We start from the raw sequence: 20627 nt of genomic DNA, 5'->3' as shown, positions 1-20627 counted from the left end.
CAGCCGCATTGCCCGTCGTGTTCGACCGACCAGAGTTCGCGCCCTCCGCCGTTGCGGCGGCGCCCGCCCAGCGCACCGCCCGGTTGCGGTACGGCGGGCCGATTCCGGGCCCTGATGGCCCGATCCCCGCCGCCAAGACAGTCGTATTGCCTGTGGTCTCCGAGCCACTGCCGTCCCTGTCTGCTGCACGTGCAATGGCGGCCTCGTGGTGGACGGCGGCGCCCCGTCAAGCTGGCGCAGTAGCGCCATTGCTCCGCGCACAGAGCGTGTACGCACGCGCGGCGCCGTATACCAATCCCCAATCCCGATTCCCTAATCCCCAGACTTAGCGAGCCAAGCCCATGTCCATCGTCCGTATGACCGACCTCGATCTCTCCGGCAAGCGCGTGCTGATCCGCCAGGATCTCAACGTGCCGATCGACGACGGCCAGATCACCTCCGAGCAGCGCATCACCGCCTCGGTGCCCACCATCCAGCTGGCGCTGGAAAAGGGTGCGGCGGTGATGGTCACCTCGCACCTGGGCCGCCCCAAGGAAGGCAGCTGGAGCGAAGAAGATTCGCTGGCGCCGGTGGCCGCACGCCTGACCGCGCTGCTGGGCGTGGACGTGCCGCTGGTGCGCGACTGGGTCGACGGCGTGGAGGTGGCGCCGGGCCAGGTGGTGCTGCTGGAAAACTGCCGCATGAACGTCGGTGAGGGCAAGGACGACGAGACCCTGGCGCGCAAGTACGCCGCGCTGTGCGATGTGTTCGTCATGGACGCCTTCGGCACCGCGCATCGCGCGCAGGCCTCCACGCATGGGGTGATCCGCTTCGCGCCGGTGGCCGCTGGCGGCCCGCTGCTGATGGCCGAACTCGATGCGCTGGCCAAGGCACTAGACAACCCGGCCAAGCCGCTGCTGGCGATCGTGGCCGGCAGCAAGGTGTCCACCAAGCTGGAGCTGCTGTCCAACCTGGTCAACAAGGTCGACCAGCTGATCGTCGGCGGCGGCATCGCCAACACCTTCATCGCCGCGGCCGGGCATGACGTGGGCAAATCCTTGAACGAGCCGGATCTGATTCCCACCGCCAACCAGATCGTGGCCGACGCCAAGACGCGCGGCGCCGAGATCCCGCTGCCCACCGACGTGGTCGTTGCCAAGCAGTTCCTGCCCGATGCGCAAGCCACGGTGAAGTCGCTCGATGCCGTCGAGGCGGACGATCTGATCCTGGACATCGGCCCGCAGACCGCGCAGCGCTACGCCGAGCTGATCGCCAAGGCCGGCACGGTGGTGTGGAACGGGCCGGTCGGCGTGTTCGAATTCGAGCCCTTCAGCCACGGCACCGAAACCCTGGCGCGTGCGATCGCCAGCTCCAAGGCGTTCTCGATCGCCGGTGGTGGCGACACCCTGGCCGCGGTGGACAAGTACGACATCGCCAAGGACGTCACCTACATCTCCACCGGCGGCGGCGCGTTCCTGGAATTCCTGGAAGGCAAGACCCTGCCTGCGGTGGCGGCGCTCGAGGCGCGCGGCAAGTGAGTGCAGCCACGCTGTTCTTCGATCTGGACGGCACCCTGGTCGATTCGGAACCGGGCATCGTCGCCAGCATCGTGCATGCCTTCGAGACGGTGGGCCAGCCGCGTCCTTCGCCGCAGACCCTGCGCGCCTGGATCGGCCCACCACTGCGCGACAGCTTCACCGAGTGCTTCCCCGACGACCCGGCGCTGGTGCAACGCGCGCTCGGCGTCTACCGCGAGCGTTACGACGCGGTGGGCTGGACCGAGCTCAGCGTGTTCGACGGCATCGGCGAGGTGGTCGCCGACCTGCAGCGCGCCGGTCATCGTCTGGCGGTGGTGACCTCGAAGAACGAGCGCTACGCGCGCCGCATCGTCGAGCATCTGCCGTTCGGTGCCTGCTTCGAGAACGTGATCGGTGCCAGCGAAGATGGCGAACGCCGCTTCAAGCCGGACCTGATCGCCGAAGCATTGCGTCGTCTGGAGATCGACAAGACCGGCTGCGTGATGATCGGCGACCGGCGCATGGATATCGATGGCGCCAATCACCACGGCATCCATAGCATCGGTGTGCTGTGGGGCTTCGGCGACGAAGCCGAGCTGCGCGCTGCAGGCGCCGGCGCGATTGCGCATACGCCTGCGCAACTGACACAGCTGATCCACGCGTGAGCGCAGCGCACCGACCGTGGCGCTCGCTTGGTCGCCGCCGGTGCGCTGCGCAAGGTGGTTCAACAGATTGCTCTTCACTGCCACCGGGTTAGGGTGACGACCGCATCGCGTTGCCCGCTGCAACGCGTGCGTCAACGCACGTACTGTCCCGCACTGTCCGTAAGACATGCCGGAATACGAGGGTGGCTATGCCGCAATGCCATCCTCGGTACGTGACGTGTGTGTTAAGTTTCGCGGCTTTTACAGGGAGGCCATCATGAAAGAACGTCAACGCCGCACCAAGATCCTCGCCACCCTCGGACCGGCAACGGACGCGCCCGGTGTGCTGGACGCTTTGTTCAAGGCGGGCGTCAACGTGGTGCGCCTCAACTTCAGCCACGGCGATCCGTCCGGCCAGGCCAAGCGCGCCGCCGAAGTGCGCGCCGCCGCTGCGCGCGCCGGTGCCGAAGTGGGCATCCTGGCCGACCTGCCGGGCCCGAAGATCCGTATCGAACGCTTTGCCGAGGGCAAGATCAAGCTGACCATGGGCGAGCGCTTCGACCTGGTGGCCGATGCCAATGCGCCGGCCGGCGACCAGCACCAGGTGGGCGTGAGCTACCTGGGTCTGCCGCAGGACGTGGTGGCCGGCGACGTGCTGCTGCTCGACGATGGCCTGGTGCAGCTGCAGGTCACCGACGTGCAGGGCGCGCGCATCGTCACCACCGTGCTCAATGACGGCATGCTGTCCGACCGCAAGGGCTTGAACAAGCAGGGCGGCGGTCTGTCGCTGGGTGCGCTGACCGAGCGCGACAAGGAGCTGATCGGCATCGTCGCCAAGATCGGCGTGGACTTCATCGCGGTATCGTTCTGCCGCAATGCGCAGGACATGCACGACGCGCGTCAGATTGCCCAGCAGCACGGCTGCGATGCGCAGCTGGTGTCCAAGATCGAGCGCACCGAAGCGATCGAGAACCTGGTCGAAATCGTCGAAGCCTCCGACGTGGTGATGGTGGCGCGCGGCGATCTGGGCGTGGAAATCGGCGATGCCGAATTGCCGGGCCTGCAGAAGAAGATCATTCGCGAGTCGCTGGCGCAGAACAAGGTGGTGATCACCGCCACGCAGATGCTGCAGTCGATGGTCGAAAGCCCGATCCCGACCCGCGCCGAAGTGCTGGACGTAGCCAATGCGGTCATCGACGGTACCGATGCGGTGATGTTGTCTGCCGAGACTGCCGCCGGTGCCTATCCGGTCCGCGCGGTGGAAGCGATGGCACGCATCTGTCTCGGCGCCGAGCACCAGTTCGAATTCGATACCGACTTCGAAGCGGCGCAACGCAATCTGCAGCGCGCCGACCAGGCGATCGCGATGGCGACCATGTTCCTGTCCGAGCACATCGGTCTGGGCGGCGTGGTGGCGTTGACCGAATCCGGCGGCACGCCGCGCTTCCTGTCGCGCTTCCGCTCCAACATGCCGATCTACGCCTTCACCCGTCACGATGGCGCGCGTCGTCAGATGGCGATGATGCGCGGCGTGTTCCCGATCAGCTTCGACAGTCGCGGCCTGACCCCGCGCGAAGCCGCCCGCGCGGCGATCCGCCTGCTGGTGGAAAACGAGCGCATGGGCCCGGGCGACCGCGTGGTGTTCACCAGCGGCGAGCACATGGAAATGCACGGCGCCACCAACACGCTGCGTCTGCTGGAAGTGGGCGAAGACGGCCGCGCGACCGGCCTGGGCGAGCTGTAATCCCCGTCGACGGTAGCCGGCGCATGAGCTGAGCCGGAAGACGTCACACGCAACGGCGGCCCCAGGGCCGCCGTTGTGCTGTGTGGAGATGCCGCGCGCAGGCAAGCGCCCGGCCCTGGTCTGATTGGTGCTAACGGCGGTCTCCCGCGAATGCCCGGTCCGCGCAACATCGCCGCCGCGCTGCCTGGCGGCAGGTAGGACGCGCCATGTGTGTCGCAAGGCGAAACCTGCCCACGACGGCGATTCCTTTTTTAGGCCCGTCGACGGAACGAAGGGATGGCGAACGACGCGCGGTGTGACCGGATCGGTGACGACGAAGGAGGCGCTCGGCGTCACGTTGGTAGCGCATGCCGCAGGCAGCTCCATGCAACAGACCAACACCCGCAAACGCCAGCCAACGCATGCGTGGCGCATGTTCAACCTCATTGGCGCAATGCATCAGCACCGCAAGCAACAAGCTGCACGTCATGCTCAGCTTTGACGACTCCCGAATCCCGAATCCCGAATCCCGCGATGCGCGTCGCGCCACACATCCTGTCACGCAGGCAAGGTGTAATCGGTTGCAGGCATTCCGTGAAGGAATGTGTACGACTTTCGTCGCTATACTTTCGTTCTCCCCCGCAGCTGCCACAGGAACTACATGAGCATCGAACAGCTTGCCGAAACCGCCCAGGCCATGGTCGCCCCGGGCAAGGGCATCATCGCCATCGACGAATCGACCAGCACGATCGCCAAGCGTTTTGCCAGCGTCGGCATCGAGAATATCGAAGAAAACCGTCGCGCCTACCGCGAACTGCTGCTGACCACTCCCAAGCTGAGCGATTACATCTCCGGCGCCATCCTGTTCGACGAGACCATTCGTCAGAAGACCAAGGACGGCGTGCCGTTCGCCAAGTACATGGCCGAGCACGGCATCATCCCGGGCATCAAGGTCGACAAGGGCGCGCAGCCGCTGGCCGGCATGCCGGGCGAACTGGTCACCGAAGGTCTGGACGGCCTGCGCGCGCGTCTGGAGGAGTACTACACGTTGGGCGCGCGTTTCGCCAAGTGGCGTGCGGTCATCAACATCGGCGAAGACATCCCGTCCGGCACCTGCATCGAGGCCAACTCGCATGCGCTGGCGCGTTATGCGGCGCTGTGCCAGGAGCAGGGCCTGGTGCCGATGGTCGAGCCGGAAGTGATCATGGACGGCAACCACGACATCGAGACCTGCTACGAAGTGACCGAAGCCACGCTGCGTTCGCTGTTCGGCGCGCTGTACGAGCAGAACGTCGTGCTCGAAGGCACCATCCTGAAGGCTTCGATGGTCATCTCCGGCAAGGGCTGCGAAGAGCAGGCCAGCGTGGAGGAAGTGGCCGAGTCCACCGTGATGTGCCTGAAGTCGACCGTGCCGGCGATCCTGCCGGGCATCGTGTTCCTGTCCGGCGGCCAGACCGACGAGCAATCCACCGCGCACCTCAACGAAATGCACCAGCTCGGCAACCTGCCGTGGCCGCTGAGCTTCTCCTACGGCCGCGCGATGCAGCAGGCTGCGCTGAAGCTGTGGGCCAAGGACATGACCGGCAACTTCGCCAAGGCGCAGCAGATCATCTATGAGCGCGCCAAGGAAAATGGCCTGGCGGCGCTGGGCAAGTGGAAGGGCTGATCGGTTGATCGCGGCCGCAGGGCCGCGTCGTCCGTAAACCAGAACGCCGGCAGCGATGCCGGCGTTTTTTATTGCATGTCCACGCGCGGATCGACCGAGCTGTGGGTCGGCCCGGAGCAGCGCATTTAGATAACTGCGCAGACGTGGGCGGGGGCCGCCGCTCCCGGGTTGGCATGCACGATGCGGATACGGTGTCCGCTGCGCCCGTCTGCCCGTCTGCCCGCCTGCGACGCCCAGCTACATCGCTGACGATGGTTTGTTTGCGCTCCCGGTGCGACAGGGCAATGCCATGCCATGCATCGAGTTAGCTGCACAGCGTTCGCTGCACATCGATTGTCTCTGGGTCGAGGGACGATGCAACGCGAGTTGCCAAAACGCAACGAGCGCCTTGCGGCGCTCGTCAGTGCAACCTGCAGGACACAGCGCTCAGGCAGCGGCGGTGTCCTGCGTTGCCAGTGCCTGCTGATATGCCTTGTAGGTTGCCTCGTTATAGGCCACCAGCACGATGTGCTTGGGCACCTTGTGCGAGCGCTGCCAGTCGCGCGTTTCAGTGACCGCAATCCGTGCAGCCTGGTATAGCGGATAGCCGTAGATGCCGCAGCTGATGGCCGGGAACGCAATCGAATGCAGCATCATCTGCTCGGCAAGCTTGAGCGACTGCCAGTAGCAGTTGGCCAGCTGCTCCGGCTCGTTGTGCTTGCCGTCGCGCCATACCGGCCCGACCGTATGAAATACGTGGCGCGCCTTCAGGTCGAACCCGTCGGTGATGCGGATTTCGCCGGTGGGGCAGCGCACGCCCGGGCGCACCTGCGGCAACGCCTCGCAGGCTTGCAGCAGGCGCGGGCCGGCAGCACGGTGGATGGCGCCATCGACGCCACCACCGCCCAGCAGTGATTCGTTTGCGGCGTTGACGATGACGTCAACGTCCAGTTCGGTGATGTCGCCTTGCCAGACTTCGATTCTCATGGCGCGATAGTTATGGGATTTGAATGATGAACGCGTGATGGGGTCAGGCGTCGCGGAGCCCCACGCTAGGGGCCATTCATCTCACCCGCTGCGACAGCCGCGAACGGCGCTGGAGGCGCAGCAAGGATCGACCGACAGCGCGGCTTTCCGGCGAAACAGGCGCGCCAGCGATTGGAATAATTTATCGCTGGCGCAAGGGTGTTGCCGGCGCCCATGACGGTCACGTCGGCATCGCATCGCAACCCGGCGCGTGCGCCTCAGAGCCAGCGGCGCACGCGCGTGCGGTACTCGCTGTAGGCACGGCCGAATTCGGCGTGCAAGCGGCCTTCTTCGAACGGGATCAGATAGAACTGCAGCCCCAGCCACGGTAGCGGCAACAACAGCACGCCCCACAGATATCCCATCTGCACGGTCAGGCCCAGATAGCTGAGGATCAGGGCCAGATACATCGGGTTACGGGTGAAGCGGTATGGCCCGGTGAGCACCAGCCGCGAGGGCTGGCCGCTCGGCAGGATGGTGGTGCGACGGCGCGCAAACAGCACAAAGCAGTTCACCGCCAGTGCAAGTCCCAGGCAGGCAACGATGCCGCCGAGCAGTTCGATCCAGGCCAACAGCTCCGGCGGCGGCAACGGCAGGTCGAACCGCCGCTGCAGCCAGGCACCCAGGGCCAGCGTCACAGCGAAGTGCACGGGCGAGGTGATCATCACCAGCCACGGCGCGCGTGCGTTGCGCGTGCCGCCGTGTCCGTACGATTGCTTGCTCACCACACTCTCCCTGCAGAACGGCGGACATCCTAACGTTTCCTTGACACGTAGGGGAATGCATCACCGCAACGCAATGTGTGGCCGGGAGCGAGGTATGGCAGCGGGACTGGAGGCAGGAACATCGAGTCCGGTGCGGCGCGTTGCGAGCGCGTTCCGGGGTTGGCGTGCGCTGGTCTGAAGCAATACCGTGCCCAGCACGGCCGGACATCCACGTTTGCCGGTCACCGCCACACCCACCTCGTCATTGCTCCATCGCCGTGCAAGGGCGGGTACGCGCGGCATTGCCGTCGCACTTGGAGCCATCGTGCCGGTATCGATTGGCTGGCGCGGCGCGTTTCGATTGCAGACCCGCCATCAGGGCCTGGGGGCAGCGCCCGATGTGCGGCAAGGATGCGGTGCGGTGCCTGGCGCTGATGACGCTGCGCAGGCACTGCTGCAGCTGGCTGACGTGTTGTGCCCGGTTCGTCTGCTGACGTTACCTCTCAACCCGGGTTCGTCACGGCGGCGCAAGGCCGATTGCGTCCGGCAGCTGGGAAGCCCGGCATGTGGTCCGCACTGCGCGGAACTGCGGTGTGCGTAACCGCAGCCGGGCGATGCGAAGTGGCCGCGGCGACAAGGCGCGCAGGACCATGCTCGGGCCTGCCGAACGAATGCGCTTGCCGGGTGGCTGGTCGCGGATAAAAAAGGCCGCGCCAGATGCGCGGCCTTCCAATGCCACCAACCAGCCGATCAGGGCAGGCCAGCCAGCCAGTCGTCGTCCGAGCCTTCGTTGATGTCGGCAAACAGCGGGGTGGAGAAGTAGCGCTCGCCGGTGTCGGGCAGCATCGCCAGGATCACCGCGCCTGGAGCGGCGGATTCGGCCACGCGTAACGCAGTGGCGACAGTGGCGCCGCCGGAGATGCCGGTGAAGATGCCTTCTTCGGCGGCCAGCCGGCGTGCGATGGTGATCGCGTCGGTGTCTTCCACGCTCAGCACGTCGTGCGCAACCTCGCGATTGAGCACGTCGGGCACGAAGTCGGGGGTCCAGCCCTGGATCTTGTGCGGTTTCCAGTCCTGGCCTTGCAGTAACGCCGCACCGGCCGGTTCGCTGGCGGTGATGCGCACTTCCGGGCGCGCCACGCGCAGCACTTCGCCCACGCCGGTGAGCGTGCCGCCGGTGCCCCAGCCGGTGACGAAATGGTCCAGCCGGTGGCCGGCGAAGTCGCGCAGGATTTCGGCGGCGGTGGTGTTGCGGTGGTAGGCCGGGTTGGCCGGGTTGGCGAACTGGCTGGCCAGGAACCAGCCATGTTGCTCGGCCAGTTCCTTGGCCTTGCGCACCATGCCGCTGCCGCGCTCGGCGGCCGGGGTCAGGATGACCTTGGCACCGTAGGCGCGCATCAGCTTGCGGCGCTCGATGGAGAAGGTTTCCACCATGGTGGCGACGAACTTGTAGCCGCGTGCGGCGGCGACCATGGCCAGCGCCACGCCGGTGTTGCCGGAGGTGGCTTCGACAATGGTGTCGCCGGGCTTGAGCAGGCCGCGCTGCTCGGCGTCCAGGATGATCGCCAATGCCAGGCGGTCCTTGACCGAGCCGCCGGGGTTGAACGATTCCACCTTGACGTACAGGGACACGTTGCCCGGGGCGAGGCGGTGGAGTTTGACCACCGGGGTGCGGCCGATGGTGTCGAGGATGTTGTCGTACAGGGCCATGGGGTCTCCGTCGGATCAGGCTGCGTGGGCCAGTGTGGGCGTGTCGGGCGTTGCGATGGGTGAGTGTGGCAGCGTCGCGCTCACCGGCGTGGCGCCAAACCAGTGCAGCGCTGGCGCCAGCGCGGTCACTTCGCCCAGGATCAACAAGGCGGGCGCCTGCACCTGCAACTGCCGCGCGGTGCTGGCCAGGGTGGCGAGCGTGCCGGTGATCACCCGTTGCTGCGGGCGCGAGCCGTTTTCCACCAGTGCGAATGGCGTGGTCGGCGCGCGGCCGGCCTGCAGCAGGCGCTGCTGGATGCCGTCCAGGCCCGCCACGCCCATGTAGAACGCCAGGGTCTGGCGCTCCTGGCCCAGCGCCTGCCAGTCCAGCGTGTCCAGCGAATCCTTGCAGTGCGCGGTGATCAGGCGCAGCGACTGCGCGTGATCGCGATGGGTGAGCGGGATGCCGGCATACGCGGCGCAGGCGAGGGCGGCGGTGATGCCGGGGACAACCCGAAAGCCGATGCCATGCGCGCGCAGGAATTCCAGCTCTTCGCCGCCGCGGCCGAACACGAACGGGTCGCCACCTTTGAGCCGCACCACCCGACGTCCGGCGCGGGCATGTTCCAGCATCAGCGCATGGATCTGTTCCTGGCGGGTGCTATGGCCTTGCGCAGCCTTGCCGACTTCCACGCACAACGCATCGCGACGGGCCAGTTGCAGGATCTGGGGGCTGACCAGGCGGTCGTACAGCACCACCTCGGCCTGCCGCAGTGCGCGCATGGCGTGGCGCGTGAGCAGGCCGGGGTCGCCTGGGCCGGCACCGACCAGGGTCACGCTGCCGGGAGAGAGCGGGGCGATACCGGTCTGCGGCGCGGGGGAGGGTGCCGAGGCAGTTGCGGATGCGGTAGGTGCCGCATTGTGGGTCAACAGGCGGTGGCGGCTTGCTGCGGCGCGCAGGGCATCGTTGGGGTGCGGCTGCTCGCTGGCGGCGATGGTGAGCCAGACCGGGGAATCCGGCAGCGCCAGCCAGGCCGGCTCGAAGTGGCCGGGCAGCCACCGGATCCGCCCAGCCTGCGCCCACTGCTGCAACTGCGGGGTCAGTTGCGGGGCGCCGACCAGCGGCAGCGCACCGGCCTGCAGCAGGTTGGCGGTGGCGCGTTCGGCATCGGCACCGCCACCGACCACCAGGACGGCACGGCCACGCAGGTCGGCAAGAAGCGGGAACACAGAGGTCACGGACCGGGAGCATCGAAGGGAGGGCCAGACCGTAACGCCGGCTTATAGCTGTCGGAAATGACTTCATGCGCCCTAAAAATAGCGTTCGGTTATAAGCTGGCCCGCCGAACTCCTCTACAGTCGATGTCCTTGTAGCGCCTCGCGCTTTTTTGGATATAAGCCCATGACGCTGACCCAACTTCGCTACCTGGTGGCCATCGCCGATGCCGAGCTGAACATCACGCTGGCGGCCGCGCGCGTGCACGCCACCCAGCCCGGCCTGTCCAAGCAGCTCAAGCAGCTGGAAGACGAGCTGGGCTTCCTGTTGTTCGTGCGCAAGGGCCGCAGCCTGGACGCGGTGACGCCGGCCGGGGTGGAGGTCATCGAACGCGCACGTGCGGTGCTGTCGGAAGCCAACAACATCCGCACCTACGCGGCCAACCAGCGCCGCGAAAGCCAGGGCCAGTTGACCCTGACCACCACCCATACCCAGGCGCGCTTCGTGCTGCCGCCGGCGGTGGCGCAGATCAAGCACGCCTACCCGCAGGTGAGCGTGCATCTGCAGCAGGCGGCCGAAAGCGCGGCGCTGGACCTGCTCAGCCAGGGCGATGCCGATATCGCGGTGGTCAGCACCGCCGGCGGCGAGCCCAGTGCGGGCATCGCGGTGCCGCTGTATCGCTGGCGGCGACTGGTGATCGTGCCGCGCGGGCATGCGCTGGATACGCGGGTGGCGCCGGACATGCAGGCGCTGTCCGGGCACCCGCTGATCAGCTACGAATCGTCCACCCGGCCGGGCTCGTCGCTGCAGCGGGCGTTCGCGCAGGTCGGGCTGGAGCCGAGCATTGCGTTAACCGCGCTGGATGCGGACCTGATCAAGACCTATGTGCGCGCCGGGCTCGGCGTGGGGCTGGTGGCCGAAATGGCGGTCAACGCCAATGACGAAGACCTGCGCGCCTGGCCGGCGCCGGCGCCGATTGCCGAATGCATCGCCTGGGCGGTGCTGCCGCGCGACCGCGTGCTGCGCGATTACGCGCTGGATCTGGTGCATGTGCTGGCGCCGCAGATCGACAAGCGCGACCTGCGACGCGTGCTGGATGGCAACCAGGCGCCGAACTGGCCGCTGCCGCCGACCTGGGAATCGCTGACCCAGACCATCACCAGTTGAGCGCCACGCGATGACCGAGCCAGCACGCCCGCCGCTCAGCAGACTCTGGTCGCCCGAACCCGATGGCGGCATGTCGTTGCAACTGTCGGCCAACATCGACGGGCGCGAGCACGCCGTGCTGACGGTGCTGGCGGACCCGCAGGACGAATCGCTGTGGGTGGCGCTGCAAGCCGGCGCAATGCCGGTGCAGATTCCGTTGGCGGTGTTGCGTCAGGCACTGGAAGTGGCCGCAGAAGACGTGCATTCGGCGGCGTGGTTTGCGCAGCAGGGGGATGAGGCCGGGATTGGCGAGTAGGGATTCGCGATTCGTCTAGCGGTCTCTGCCACGTCGTGGTGGTGCGCTGGGCGCGTTGCGTGTTGTTGTGTCCGCTAACGTGCATGTTGCACTGCAACGTAGGGTCGCCTGAAAATCCTCTTTTCCATCAATGCCATACGTGCGCCGATCGGTGCGTGGCTCTGCGTGCTGTCAGTGATTCTCCCTACGCGTGTCGGGGCCGGCTTCGCGGCGTTGTCGTCACCCATCAAGTTGGGTGCGGCGCTGTCGTAAATCCTTATAGCAACTATGACGCGACATCTCGGACGTCTAGGGGTGGACGGCGCAGGACCGGCGATGCAGGTATCGCATCACCGGTTTGATCAAGGGGTGTCGTAGAGGGTTGCTAGCGCTGTCGCATCACTGTTGCGCGAGGCTGCGCACAGTGCGACTGGCGCACCCGGGTCCCTGGGGAGAGGCCTGGCGTGTTTGGCGGCGGATCCGGGTCGGGAGCCCGGGTCCGCCTTTTTTTTGCCGAAACGAGCGCAGTGCGCGGCAGTTGCCAAACCTGGTTGGCCGCTACTGGCACGGGTCGGAATGCCCGGCTCAACGCCGGCGATATGGTGTGCGGCAGGCTGCCGCCTGATTGCCTGATCGCGCGGTCGCCCATCGTCGTGCAGCCGCGCGCGAACGCGTCAGGCCAGCGGAATGCGTACCGAAAAACAGGTGCCGCCTTCCGACCGCGGCCGCACCGTCACCTCGCACCCCAGCGTCTCGGCGGTGCGGTGCACGATCCATAGCCCGATGCCCAGACCATCGCTGCGCGGGTCCGCCTGGCGAAACGCCTGGAAGACCTGCTCGGGCTGTTCCAGATTCAAGCCGATGCCACTGTCGATGATCTCCACCACCGCATAACCGGGCCGGCGGCGGGTGCCGACCAGCACGCGTCCACGCTCGGTGTATTTGATGGCGTTGCCGACCAAGTTGCCGATCAGGGTGGTCAGCAAGGTGGGGTGGCTGACCACGCGCAGCGAGGTCGGCACGTGGCGCAGCGCCAGGCACTTGTCGATGGCCGGCTGGCGCCAGACGCCCAGCACCGAGTGCAGCACGTCTTCCAGCTGCAGCGGCTGCATGTCCGGCATGGCTGCCTTGCTGGCGGCTGCCAGCGTGGCCAACTCGTCCAGGTGGCGCCCGACCTGGCTAATGGCATCGCGCGCCGTCACCAGGGTCGGAATGGAATCGACGTTGGCATGCCGGCGCATCTTGTCGATGGCATAGGCGGCCGTGCGCAGCGGGGTCTTCAGATCGTGCCCGGCAATGGCCATCAGGCGGCTGCGGTAGCGGTCGGATTCTTCCGCGATCAGCAGCGCGCGGCGCAATTCCAGCTGCGCCATGGTCTGGCGTGCGAGCGCGCGCAGGGCTTCGACCTGTTCGTCGGTGAGCTTGCGCGGCTGCCGGTCGAGCACGCAGACGGTGCCCAGCGGCAGGCCGTCCGGCGTCTTCAACAGCGCGCCGGCATAGAAGTACAGCGGCGCCTCGCCGGTGACCAGCGGGTTGCGCGAAAAGCGGCTGTCTTCGCGCGTGTCGGGCACCACCAGTACGTCGCTGTCGAGCAGCGCATGCGCGCACATCGACTTGAACAGCGGCGTCTGGCGCTCGCCCATCCCGAGCTCGCTCTTGAACCACTGGCGGTCCGCATCCACCAGGCTGATCAGGGCGATCGGGGTCTGGCAGATGATCGACGCCAGCCGGGTAATGTCCTCGAAGGCGGCCTCGCGCGGCGTATCGAGGATGCCGTAGCTGCGCAGCGCCTGGAGGCGCAGCGCCTCGCTGGGCGGCTTGGGCGCGCAGGGAAGTGGCTCGGCCGCTGGATCGGACAGGACGGTGCTCATGCGCGCGCAGGATGAATGGGACGACGTGCAAGCATAGGGCATGGCGGCGCCCCGCACGTATGCCCGTTCGGATGCATCGATGGAACTGTGACTGCCGGCCTGGACAATGGATTGAGGGGATGGCTTGCGCGTCATCGCCAGGGACGTGGTCGCGAGCCGGCGGGACAGCGATGGTCGACCAAGCTCCAGGCGATGCCCGTTCGCGCAGATGCCTGCACCGGTGTGGGGTGCGACATCCGGTCGCGCACCGGCCGCGCCCATCGCTCGCGCCGACACGGCGGCTTACACTGCGCCGATGTCCTCGGCCCATCGCCATCGCCTGCTGCACCTGCTCGCCTGCCTGGCAGTGGCACTGATGCTGGTGGCGCCGTTGATCAGCCGCTGGAGCCAGGCACGCGCGCCCGAGCCGATGTGCATGAGCGGCCCGGCGCCTGCCGCTGCTGCAGTGCATGCGGGCCACGCGCCGGCGCAAGCGCACGGCGCGGTGCCGCCGGATCACGCCATGGCCGGCGCCATGCACCATGCCGGCGACCATGACACCGCGCTGCATGGCGAAGCCTGCGACTACTGCATGCTGGCCGCACGCCTGCTGCCCTGGCTGGCGCTGCTGGTGCTGTGTCTGCTGCCGCGACGCCCCGTGCAGATGCCGTTGCCGGCGACGGTGCGGGCATGGTCGGCCTTGCACTGGCCCGCGCTCGGAGCGCGTGGGCCACCGTTGTCCGCCTGAGCCTTGCCCCGTTGCGGGCGTCCGCTCTGCTGCGGCCTGTCTGCGCTTGATGCGTTGGCGCGCCTGCGCAGACGCGATGGACGACGCATTCTTTGAATGAAGCCGGTGCTCGCCCTGTGGGGGCGGCGTGCGGCTGCATTGCCGTGGTGACGCGGCAAAGGGTTGGTCATGCGTTTGCGGTTGTCGAAAACGATGTGGTACGCGCCGTCGTTGGCGCTGGTGTGCGGTCAGGCCTGCCAGGTACAGGCGCAGGATGCCGCGCTGACACTGGGTAAGGTGCAGGTGAGCGAGCACGCACAGCGCACGCCGAGTACGGCGCGCGTGCTGAGTTCGGTCGATGTGATCGGTGGTGCGCTGCTGCACGATCAGCACGTGGATTACAGCTGGGAACTGTTGATGCGCGCGCCCGGCGTGCAGGTGACCCAATTCCGTATGGGGACCGATGCAGGGCGGTTTTCGTTCCGCGGCTTCAACGGCGAGGGACGGATCAACGCGGTCAAACTGCTGATCGACGGCATCCCCAGCAACGATAACGCTGGTGGCATGCCGTATCTGGATGCGGTGTTTGCGCAGGACATCAGCGCCATCGAAATCGTGCGCGGCACCAACGATGCGCGGTACGGCCTGAACGCCATCGCCGGCAGCGTGGATGTGCTGACCCGCACCGGTGGCAACGATGGCCGCCTCAGCGTCACCGCCGGTAGCTTCGGTGCGCGCGAGGTGCAACTGGGCAAGGGCTGGGAGCGGGGCCCGTGGAGTCAGAACTATGTGCTGGCCTGGCGCGATTCCGATGGGTATCGCGATCACGCGGATGCGCGCAAACGCAGCGTGGCCGGCAAGTGGTTCTATACCGACCCGGATGGCGCCTTCCGTGCCGGGCTGACCACGCGCTACTACGACAACCACGCGCTGGAGGCGGGGTATTTGGATGCGGCCAGTGCGCGTGCGGCGCCGCGCAGTTCGCCTGCGTATGCGCAGGACGATCGCAGTGAACGCCGTGTGCGTCAGACCGCCTTGCACGCCGATGGCACGCTGGGTGCCGATGCGCAGTGGAGCGCCAAGGCCTACCAGAACGGCTACCGCAATCAACGCTGGGTACGGTTTTCCGCAGCCGGCCTGCAGCAGGAACGCGACACCGCTGAAACCCATCGCGGCGTACTGCTGCATGGCAACTGGCAGCCCGGCTGGGGCATGTGGAACGCGGCGCTGGAAGCCGGCGCCGATGCGCAGTGGCAAGACAACCGGTCGCAGCGCTACCGCACCATGGCACGCGTGCGCGGCGCACAACTGCGCGACTGGAACTACGATCTGCACACTCGCGGTGCCTATGTGCAGGCCGTGCTGCGCCCGGTCGACCGTTTGCAACTGGTGCCGGGGTATCGCATCGATCGTGTCGATGGAACTTTGCATGACGTGCTGGCCGGCGTGTGGGCGCCGACCTACGACTACGGCACCATCAAGCAGCCCAAGTTCAGCGCCAGCTATCGTGTTGGCGAACAGGGTAGCGTGTACGCCAACTGGGGACGCACCTTCCAGATCGGTAGCGGCGATGGTGCGTATCGTCGCCAGCCGGGCAATCTCGGGCCATCGATCAACGATGGCTGGGAAACCGGCTTCAAATTCGCGCCGTCGGCACTGCTGGATGGGCGGGTGGCGTATTGGGAACAACGCGCGTCCGGCGAGGTGGCCACCATTCTCGGCGTCAACGGCGTGGCCGGCATCGGTGATGTGGCCAATGTCGGCCGGACGCTGCGGCGCGGGTGGGATGCGCAACTGAATCTGCAACCGGCCGAACACTGGCGTGCGTGGATGTCGTATTCGCGTCAGAAGGCCAGCATCGCCACGCCCGACCCCAGCGCGCCGGCCACGCGCGGCAAGGAGATCGAAAACGTGCCGCACTGGCTGGCTACCGCCGGGCTGGAGTGGCAGGTGAGTGCAGCGGTGCAGCTCAGCGCCTGGGGCAACGCGCAGGGCGATTATTACCTGGAGCGCAGCAATACCCTGGGCCGCACCGGTGGCTATGCCTTGCTCAATCTTGGCGCGCGTTGGAACGTGGATGCGCGTAATGCACTCAGCGTGCAGCTACGCAATGTCACCGATCGCGCCTATGTGTATGCGTGGTACGACAGCGGCAGTTCCGGCTATTCGCCGGGCGATGGCCGCGCGCTGTCGGTGTCCTGGGATTGGAGCTTCTGATGCGCACACGCACGGGGACTGCCAGCGTCGACCTGGCGCCGGGCGATGGTCGCTGGCGGTTCTATCGCGCGGTGTGGCGCTGGCATTTCTATGCCGGGCTGCTGGTGCTGCCTTTCATCATCTGGCTGGCGCTGACGGGCGCGGCATTCTTGTATCAGGATGCCATCGATCGCACGGTGCACCACGGTTTGAAAGTGGTGCCGGTGGGCGCGGCGCGCGCGTCTGCACAGCACCTGGTGGAGGTCGCGCAGCGCGACGGTGGCGGCACGTTGTTCCGCTACACCACGCCCAAACGTGCCGATGCCAGTGCAGAGATTGGCCTGGTAGATGCGCAGGGCACGCGCAGGGTGGTGTATGTGGACCCGTATCGCATGCGTGCGTTGGGCAGCTTGCCCGAGCACGGCACCCTGGCCTGGACGATTCGGCGGCTGCACAGTCTGGAGTTGATCGGCCCGTTCGCACGGGGCCTGATCGAAATGGCGGCGGGGTGGGCGATCGTGCTGGTGCTCACCGGTGTGTACCTGTGGTGGCCGCGCGGGCGGCGTGGTGGGGTGGTCAACGTCCGTGGCACGCCGAAACAGCGGCTGTTCTGGCGCGACCTGCATGCGGTGACCGGTGCCGGCGTGGGGGCGGTCCTGGTGTTTCTGGCGCTGACCGGCATGCCGTGGTCGTGGCTATGGGGAGCGCAGGTCAATCGCTGGGCCAACGGGCACGACTTCGGCTATCCGGCCGGCCTGCGCGTGCAGCAGCCGATGTCGGAGCAACGCTTATCCGAAACAACCGATCCGGCGTGGTCGTTGCGGCAGGCACGTCTGCCGGAGTCCGCGTTGCCTGCGGCTGGTGCGCTGGACGAGCGATGGCAGGACGGGCAAGCGGACGGGCTGCGCGCAGCTGCGGTGCACGCGGCCGATCCTCACCCCAACCCCAGCTCCGCGCCCCGGTCCGTGCCAGCAGCGCGGGCGCGCCAAGGCGCGCAAGCAGTGCCTTCGAGCCCCGAGGGGAGAGCGGCTGGCTTCCATCCGGCTCATCCAGAACATCCAGAACATCCAGAACATTCAGAACATTCAGAACATTCAGAACATTCAGAACATCCAGAACATTCAGAACATCCAGAACATCCAGAACATTCAGAACATTCAGAACATTCAGAACATTCAGAACAACCGGAGCAACCGGAGCAACCGGAGCAACCGGAGCATTCAAGCCAGTCAGACCAATCCGTCCATGCGGCGCACGGTGGCGCCGGCAGTGTCGCTGCGCCAGGGAGGGGCGCGATGGGACTGGATGCGGCGATGGCGCGGTTCGATACGCTCGGTATTGCGCCGGGGTATAGCGTGTCGCCGCCGCGTGGCGCGCGTGGTGTGTATACGGCTTCGGTTTACCCGGCCGATCTGCAGCAGCAGCGGGTGATCCATCTGGATCAGTACAGCGGTGCGGTGCTGCTGGACATGCACTACCGCGATTACGGGCCGGTGGGGCGCGCGCTGGAATGGGGCATCAATGTGCATCTGGGCCAGCAATACGGCACTGCCAATCAGTTGATCCTGTTGTTTGCCTGCGCGGCGATCGTGCTGTTGTGCGTCAGTGCCGCGGTGATGTGGTGGAAGCGGCGGCCGGTGGGTGGGCTGGGCGTGCCGCCCTTGCCCGCCGACCCACGCACCCTGCGCGGGTTGCTGGTGCTGCTGGTGCTGTGCGGGTTGCTGTTTCCGATGGTGGGGCTGTCGCTGCTGCTGATGTGGCTGTTCGATCGTTACTGGATACAGCGCTCGCAAGCAGACGCTGCGGCGTGATGTGGTGGCTGCGTGTGCAGCCACCACTCAAATGTCCTCGTGAATCCCGCACTCGCGCTTGAGGCCGAAAAAGCGTGTGTCTTCTTCGCGCATGCCCGGTTCCCAGCGGCGGGTGGTGTGGAAGTCGCCGATCGAGACGTAGCCTTGCTCCCACAGCGGGTGATACGGCAGGTCGTGCGCCTGCAGGTATTGCCACACATCGCGGTCGGTCCAGTCGGCGATCGGGCTGATCTTGTAGCGGTCGCCGCGCTTCTGCACGATCGGCGTCTGCGCGCGTCCGCCGGACTGGCTGCGGCGCAGGCCGGTGAACCAGGTGCCGACATTGAGCTCGTCCAGTGCGCGGCGCATCGGTTCGACCTTGCGCAGGTTGTTGTACTGGTCGATGCCGACCATGCCCTGTTCCCACAACCGGCCATGGCGCGCTTCCATCCAGGCGCGGCTGACCAGCGGGCGATACACCTTGAGGTTGAGCTTGAGCCGGTCGGCCAGCGCATCGGCAAAGCGGTAGGTCTCCGGAAACAGGTAGCCGGTATCGACCAGGATCACCGGAATGTCCGGGCGCTGCTGGGTGAGCAGATGCAGCGTGACCGCCGATTGCGCGCCGAAGCTGGACGACAGCGCGGCGTCCTGCGGACCATGTTGAAGCGCCCACGCCACGCGCTCGTCGGCGCGCAGGCTTTCCAGTTGCGCGTTGAGCCCGTCCAGGTCGTCCAGCGCGGAAGAGGTGATCGATGCAGCGGGCAGCGCGGTCATGCGAGCAATTCCAGGTCGAGGTGACGGTGCGTGGGGTAGGGCGGCAGTGCGATCAGTCCACTGCGGTGCAGGAAATCGCCGAAGCCTTCGTCGCCGGCCTGATCGCGTTCTGCGGCGTAGCGGGCCAGTAACGGGTCCAGCGCGGCCAGGATCTCCGGCTCGGCGATGTTTTCGCGATACAGGGTATTCAGACGCTGGCCGCGACGGTCGCCGCCCAGCATCAGGTTGTAGCGACCGGGTGCCTTGCCCACCAGTGCGATCTCGGCCAGATACGGGCGCGAACACCCATTGGGGCAACCGGACAGGCGCAGCACGATGGGGGTGTCGGCCAGCCCGTGCTGCTGCAACAGCGGCTGCAGCGCAGCGCTGAAATCAGGCAGGTAGCGCTCGGCCTCGGCCATCGCCAGGCCGCAAGTCGGCAGTGCCACGCAGGCCATCGCACCGCGTGCCAGCGCGGTGGCGGCATGGTTGCCCGCATCCAGCGCGTACTGCGCAACCAGCGCATCGATCTGCGCGCGCTGCGGCGCAGGTACACCGGCGATGACCAGATTCTGGTTGGGCGTCATCCGGAACTCGCCCACGTTCAACTGCGCAATCGCGCGCAGCCCGCTCAGGTGCGCGCTGGTCTCGGTGTCGGCAATGCGCCCGGCCGGCAGCGACAGGGTCAGATGCCACAGGCCGTCGTCGCCTGCGACCCAGCCATAGCGGTCGCCGTTGTGCTCGAACGCGAATCTTTGCGCAGGCTGCAGCGAAAAACCGGCGCGACGTTCGATCTCGGCCACGATGGTGTCCAGGCCGTGATCGTCGATGGTGTACTTGAAGCGCGCGCGCTTGCGCACCGCGCGGTTACCTAGATCGCGCTGGGTGGTGACCACCGCGGTCGCGAGCTCCAGCAATTGATCGCGGGTCACGAAACCAATGACGTTGGCCACGCGTGGCCAGGTTTCCGCGTCGCCATGGCTGGCGCCCATGCCGCCACCGATGCTGACGTTGTAACCGAGCAGCTCGCCGTCGCGCAGGATGGCAATGAAGCCCAGGTCGTTGGCGAACACGTCCACGTCGTTGAGCGGCGGGGCGGCGAAGCCGATCTTGAACTTGCGCGGCAGATACCGATCGCCGTAGATCGGCTCGTCTTCGCTGCCGGAACCGGAGACGCGTTCCTCGTCCAGCCAGATTTCGTAGTACGCACGGGTATTGGGCAACAGGTGCTCGGACACGCGCGCGGCATCGGCGTACAGCGTGGCATGGGCCTGCGACAACAAGGGGTTGGCCGCAACCTGCACGTTGCGATTGACGTCGCCGCAGGCCGCCAGCGTATCGACCAAGGTGGCGTTGATCGCCTGCATGGTCGCCTTGAGTTCGCGCTTGATCACGCCATGGAACTGGAACGCCTGGCGGGTGGTGATGCGTAGCGAATGGTTGGCGTAACGGGTGGCGATGCCATCCAGCGCCAGCCACTGGCTGGGCGAGATCACCCCACCCGGGGTACGGGTGCGGATCATGAACTGATACGCCGGCTCGAGTTTCTGCCGACGCCGCTCATCGCGGATATCGCGATCGTCCTGCTGGTAGCTGCCGTGGTACTTGATCAGCGTCTGATCGTCCTCGCGCAGCGCCCCGGTCACCGCATCGGCCAGGCTCTGCTGCAGTGATCCGCGCAGACGGCGACTTTCGGATTTGATGTCTTCGACGGAGTGGCTCATGGG

The 20627-nt window shown here is 66.6% G+C and carries 17 protein-coding genes; 10 read left to right on the top strand and 7 right to left on the bottom strand.

What is annotated here, in order from left to right:
* Positions 1-341 precede the first annotated feature (341 nt).
* The 5 genes from VZ068_RS16390 to VZ068_RS16370 all read left to right on the top strand — a co-directional run bounded on the left by VZ068_RS16390 (position 342) and on the right by VZ068_RS16370 (position 5529).
* Complete coding sequence (locus VZ068_RS16390; protein WP_349655889.1) at positions 342-1517, top strand: phosphoglycerate kinase; 1176 nt, start codon at positions 342-344, stop codon at positions 1515-1517.
* Positions 1514-2161 carry an HAD family hydrolase gene (locus tag VZ068_RS16385; RefSeq protein ID WP_349655888.1) on the top strand — a complete coding sequence of 216 codons (648 nt, stop codon included), beginning with the start codon at positions 1514-1516 and terminating at the stop codon, positions 2159-2161. The genes VZ068_RS16390 and VZ068_RS16385 overlap by 4 nt, the downstream gene beginning before the upstream one ends.
* Positions 2162-2417: 256 nt before the next feature.
* Positions 2418-3884 carry a pyruvate kinase gene (gene pyk, locus VZ068_RS16380; protein WP_349655887.1) on the top strand — a complete coding sequence of 489 codons (1467 nt, stop codon included), beginning with the start codon at positions 2418-2420 and terminating at the stop codon, positions 3882-3884.
* Between the two features lie 295 nt (positions 3885-4179).
* On the top strand, positions 4180-4365 hold the full coding sequence (locus tag VZ068_RS16375; RefSeq protein WP_259162554.1) for a hypothetical protein: 186 nt from the start codon (positions 4180-4182) through the stop codon (positions 4363-4365).
* Between the two features lie 159 nt (positions 4366-4524).
* Positions 4525-5529, top strand: a complete 1005-nt coding sequence (locus VZ068_RS16370) for a class I fructose-bisphosphate aldolase (RefSeq protein WP_104612028.1) — start codon at positions 4525-4527, stop codon at positions 5527-5529.
* A gap of 426 nt (positions 5530-5955) precedes the next feature.
* Here VZ068_RS16370 and VZ068_RS16365 read toward each other — a convergent pair whose 3' ends face one another.
* The 4 genes from VZ068_RS16365 to cobA all read right to left on the bottom strand — a co-directional run bounded on the left by VZ068_RS16365 (position 5956) and on the right by cobA (position 10166).
* Positions 5956-6495: an O-acetyl-ADP-ribose deacetylase gene (locus VZ068_RS16365; protein WP_259156071.1), complete on the bottom strand. Its 540-nt coding sequence runs from the start codon at positions 6493-6495 to the stop codon at positions 5956-5958.
* Between the two features lie 257 nt (positions 6496-6752).
* Positions 6753-7259: an isoprenylcysteine carboxylmethyltransferase family protein gene (locus tag VZ068_RS16360; RefSeq protein ID WP_259156069.1), complete on the bottom strand. Its 507-nt coding sequence runs from the start codon at positions 7257-7259 to the stop codon at positions 6753-6755.
* Positions 7260-7988: 729 nt separating this feature from the next.
* A complete protein-coding gene (gene cysK / locus VZ068_RS16355) occupies positions 7989-8948 on the bottom strand; it encodes a cysteine synthase A (protein WP_349655886.1) in 960 nt (319 codons plus the stop codon).
* A 15-nt stretch (positions 8949-8963) separates the two neighbouring features.
* Complete coding sequence (cobA, locus tag VZ068_RS16350) at positions 8964-10166, bottom strand: uroporphyrinogen-III C-methyltransferase (RefSeq protein WP_259156066.1); 1203 nt, start codon at positions 10164-10166, stop codon at positions 8964-8966.
* A gap of 163 nt (positions 10167-10329) precedes the next feature.
* Here cobA and VZ068_RS16345 point away from each other — a divergent pair, with 163 nt between their 5' ends.
* Together VZ068_RS16345 and VZ068_RS16340 are read left to right on the top strand one after the other, a co-directional pair.
* Entirely contained in the window at positions 10330-11310 is a 981-nt protein-coding gene (locus VZ068_RS16345; protein ID WP_259162529.1) for a LysR family transcriptional regulator, read from the top strand.
* A 10-nt stretch (positions 11311-11320) separates the two neighbouring features.
* The gene (locus VZ068_RS16340; protein ID WP_259156063.1) at positions 11321-11605 is read left to right on the top strand and encodes a hypothetical protein; all 285 of its coding nucleotides are present in this window, start codon (positions 11321-11323) and stop codon (positions 11603-11605) included.
* Between the two features lie 653 nt (positions 11606-12258).
* On the opposite strand, the gene VZ068_RS16335 is transcribed toward VZ068_RS16340, so the two are convergent.
* The gene (locus VZ068_RS16335) at positions 12259-13455 is read right to left on the bottom strand and encodes a GAF domain-containing sensor histidine kinase (protein WP_259156062.1); all 1197 of its coding nucleotides are present in this window, start codon (positions 13453-13455) and stop codon (positions 12259-12261) included.
* Between the two features lie 295 nt (positions 13456-13750).
* On the opposite strand from VZ068_RS16335, the gene VZ068_RS16330 reads away from it, so the two are divergent.
* From VZ068_RS16330 to VZ068_RS16320, 3 genes are all read left to right on the top strand, one after another.
* Positions 13751-14182, top strand: coding sequence for a DUF2946 family protein (locus VZ068_RS16330; RefSeq protein WP_259162527.1), 432 nt, complete (start codon positions 13751-13753; stop codon positions 14180-14182).
* A 192-nt stretch (positions 14183-14374) separates the two neighbouring features.
* The gene (locus tag VZ068_RS16325) at positions 14375-16378 is read left to right on the top strand and encodes a TonB-dependent receptor (RefSeq protein WP_349655885.1); all 2004 of its coding nucleotides are present in this window, start codon (positions 14375-14377) and stop codon (positions 16376-16378) included.
* On the top strand, positions 16378-18168 hold the full coding sequence (locus VZ068_RS16320; protein WP_349655884.1) for a PepSY domain-containing protein: 1791 nt from the start codon (positions 16378-16380) through the stop codon (positions 18166-18168). The genes VZ068_RS16325 and VZ068_RS16320 overlap by 1 nt, the downstream gene beginning before the upstream one ends.
* A gap of 27 nt (positions 18169-18195) precedes the next feature.
* Here VZ068_RS16320 and VZ068_RS16315 read toward each other — a convergent pair whose 3' ends face one another.
* Positions 18196-18921 (bottom strand): phosphoadenylyl-sulfate reductase, encoded by a 726-nt coding sequence (locus VZ068_RS16315; protein WP_259156058.1) that lies wholly within the window; start codon positions 18919-18921, stop codon positions 18196-18198.
* Complete coding sequence (gene cysI, locus VZ068_RS16310) at positions 18918-20624, bottom strand: assimilatory sulfite reductase (NADPH) hemoprotein subunit (protein ID WP_349655883.1); 1707 nt, start codon at positions 20622-20624, stop codon at positions 18918-18920. Before cysI ends, VZ068_RS16315 begins: the two co-directional genes overlap by 4 nt.
* Between the last annotated feature and the right edge of the window lie 3 nt (positions 20625-20627).

The organism is Xanthomonas sp. 10-10, assembly GCF_040182365.1.
In the GTDB taxonomy this organism is placed as follows: Bacteria; Pseudomonadota; Gammaproteobacteria; order Xanthomonadales; family Xanthomonadaceae; genus Xanthomonas; species Xanthomonas arboricola_F.
This window is presented reverse-complemented; position numbering and strand designations above follow the sequence as displayed.

What these genes read in the sequence shown, in the direction of transcription:
- VZ068_RS16390 (WP_349655889.1), top strand. Translation starts at nt 342, where the DNA reads ATGTCCATCGTCCGTATGACCGACCTCGATCTCTCCGGCAAGCGCGTG.
- VZ068_RS16365 (WP_259156071.1), bottom strand. Translation starts at nt 6,495, where the DNA reads ATGAGAATCGAAGTCTGGCAAGGCGACATCACCGAACTGGACGTTGAC.
- VZ068_RS16335 (WP_259156062.1), bottom strand. Translation starts at nt 13,455, where the DNA reads ATGAGCACCGTCCTGTCCGATCCAGCGGCCGAGCCACTTCCCTGCGCG.
- VZ068_RS16320 (WP_349655884.1), top strand. Translation starts at nt 16,378, where the DNA reads ATGCGCACACGCACGGGGACTGCCAGCGTCGACCTGGCGCCGGGCGAT.
- VZ068_RS16340 (WP_259156063.1), top strand. Translation starts at nt 11,321, where the DNA reads ATGACCGAGCCAGCACGCCCGCCGCTCAGCAGACTCTGGTCGCCCGAA.
- pyk (WP_349655887.1), top strand. Translation starts at nt 2,418, where the DNA reads ATGAAAGAACGTCAACGCCGCACCAAGATCCTCGCCACCCTCGGACCG.
- VZ068_RS16330 (WP_259162527.1), top strand. Translation starts at nt 13,751, where the DNA reads ATGTCCTCGGCCCATCGCCATCGCCTGCTGCACCTGCTCGCCTGCCTG.
- VZ068_RS16315 (WP_259156058.1), bottom strand. Translation starts at nt 18,921, where the DNA reads ATGACCGCGCTGCCCGCTGCATCGATCACCTCTTCCGCGCTGGACGAC.
- VZ068_RS16370 (WP_104612028.1), top strand. Translation starts at nt 4,525, where the DNA reads ATGAGCATCGAACAGCTTGCCGAAACCGCCCAGGCCATGGTCGCCCCG.
- cysK (WP_349655886.1), bottom strand. Translation starts at nt 8,948, where the DNA reads ATGGCCCTGTACGACAACATCCTCGACACCATCGGCCGCACCCCGGTG.
- VZ068_RS16345 (WP_259162529.1), top strand. Translation starts at nt 10,330, where the DNA reads ATGACGCTGACCCAACTTCGCTACCTGGTGGCCATCGCCGATGCCGAG.
- cysI (WP_349655883.1), bottom strand. Translation starts at nt 20,624, where the DNA reads ATGAGCCACTCCGTCGAAGACATCAAATCCGAAAGTCGCCGTCTGCGC.
- VZ068_RS16325 (WP_349655885.1), top strand. Translation starts at nt 14,375, where the DNA reads ATGTGGTACGCGCCGTCGTTGGCGCTGGTGTGCGGTCAGGCCTGCCAG.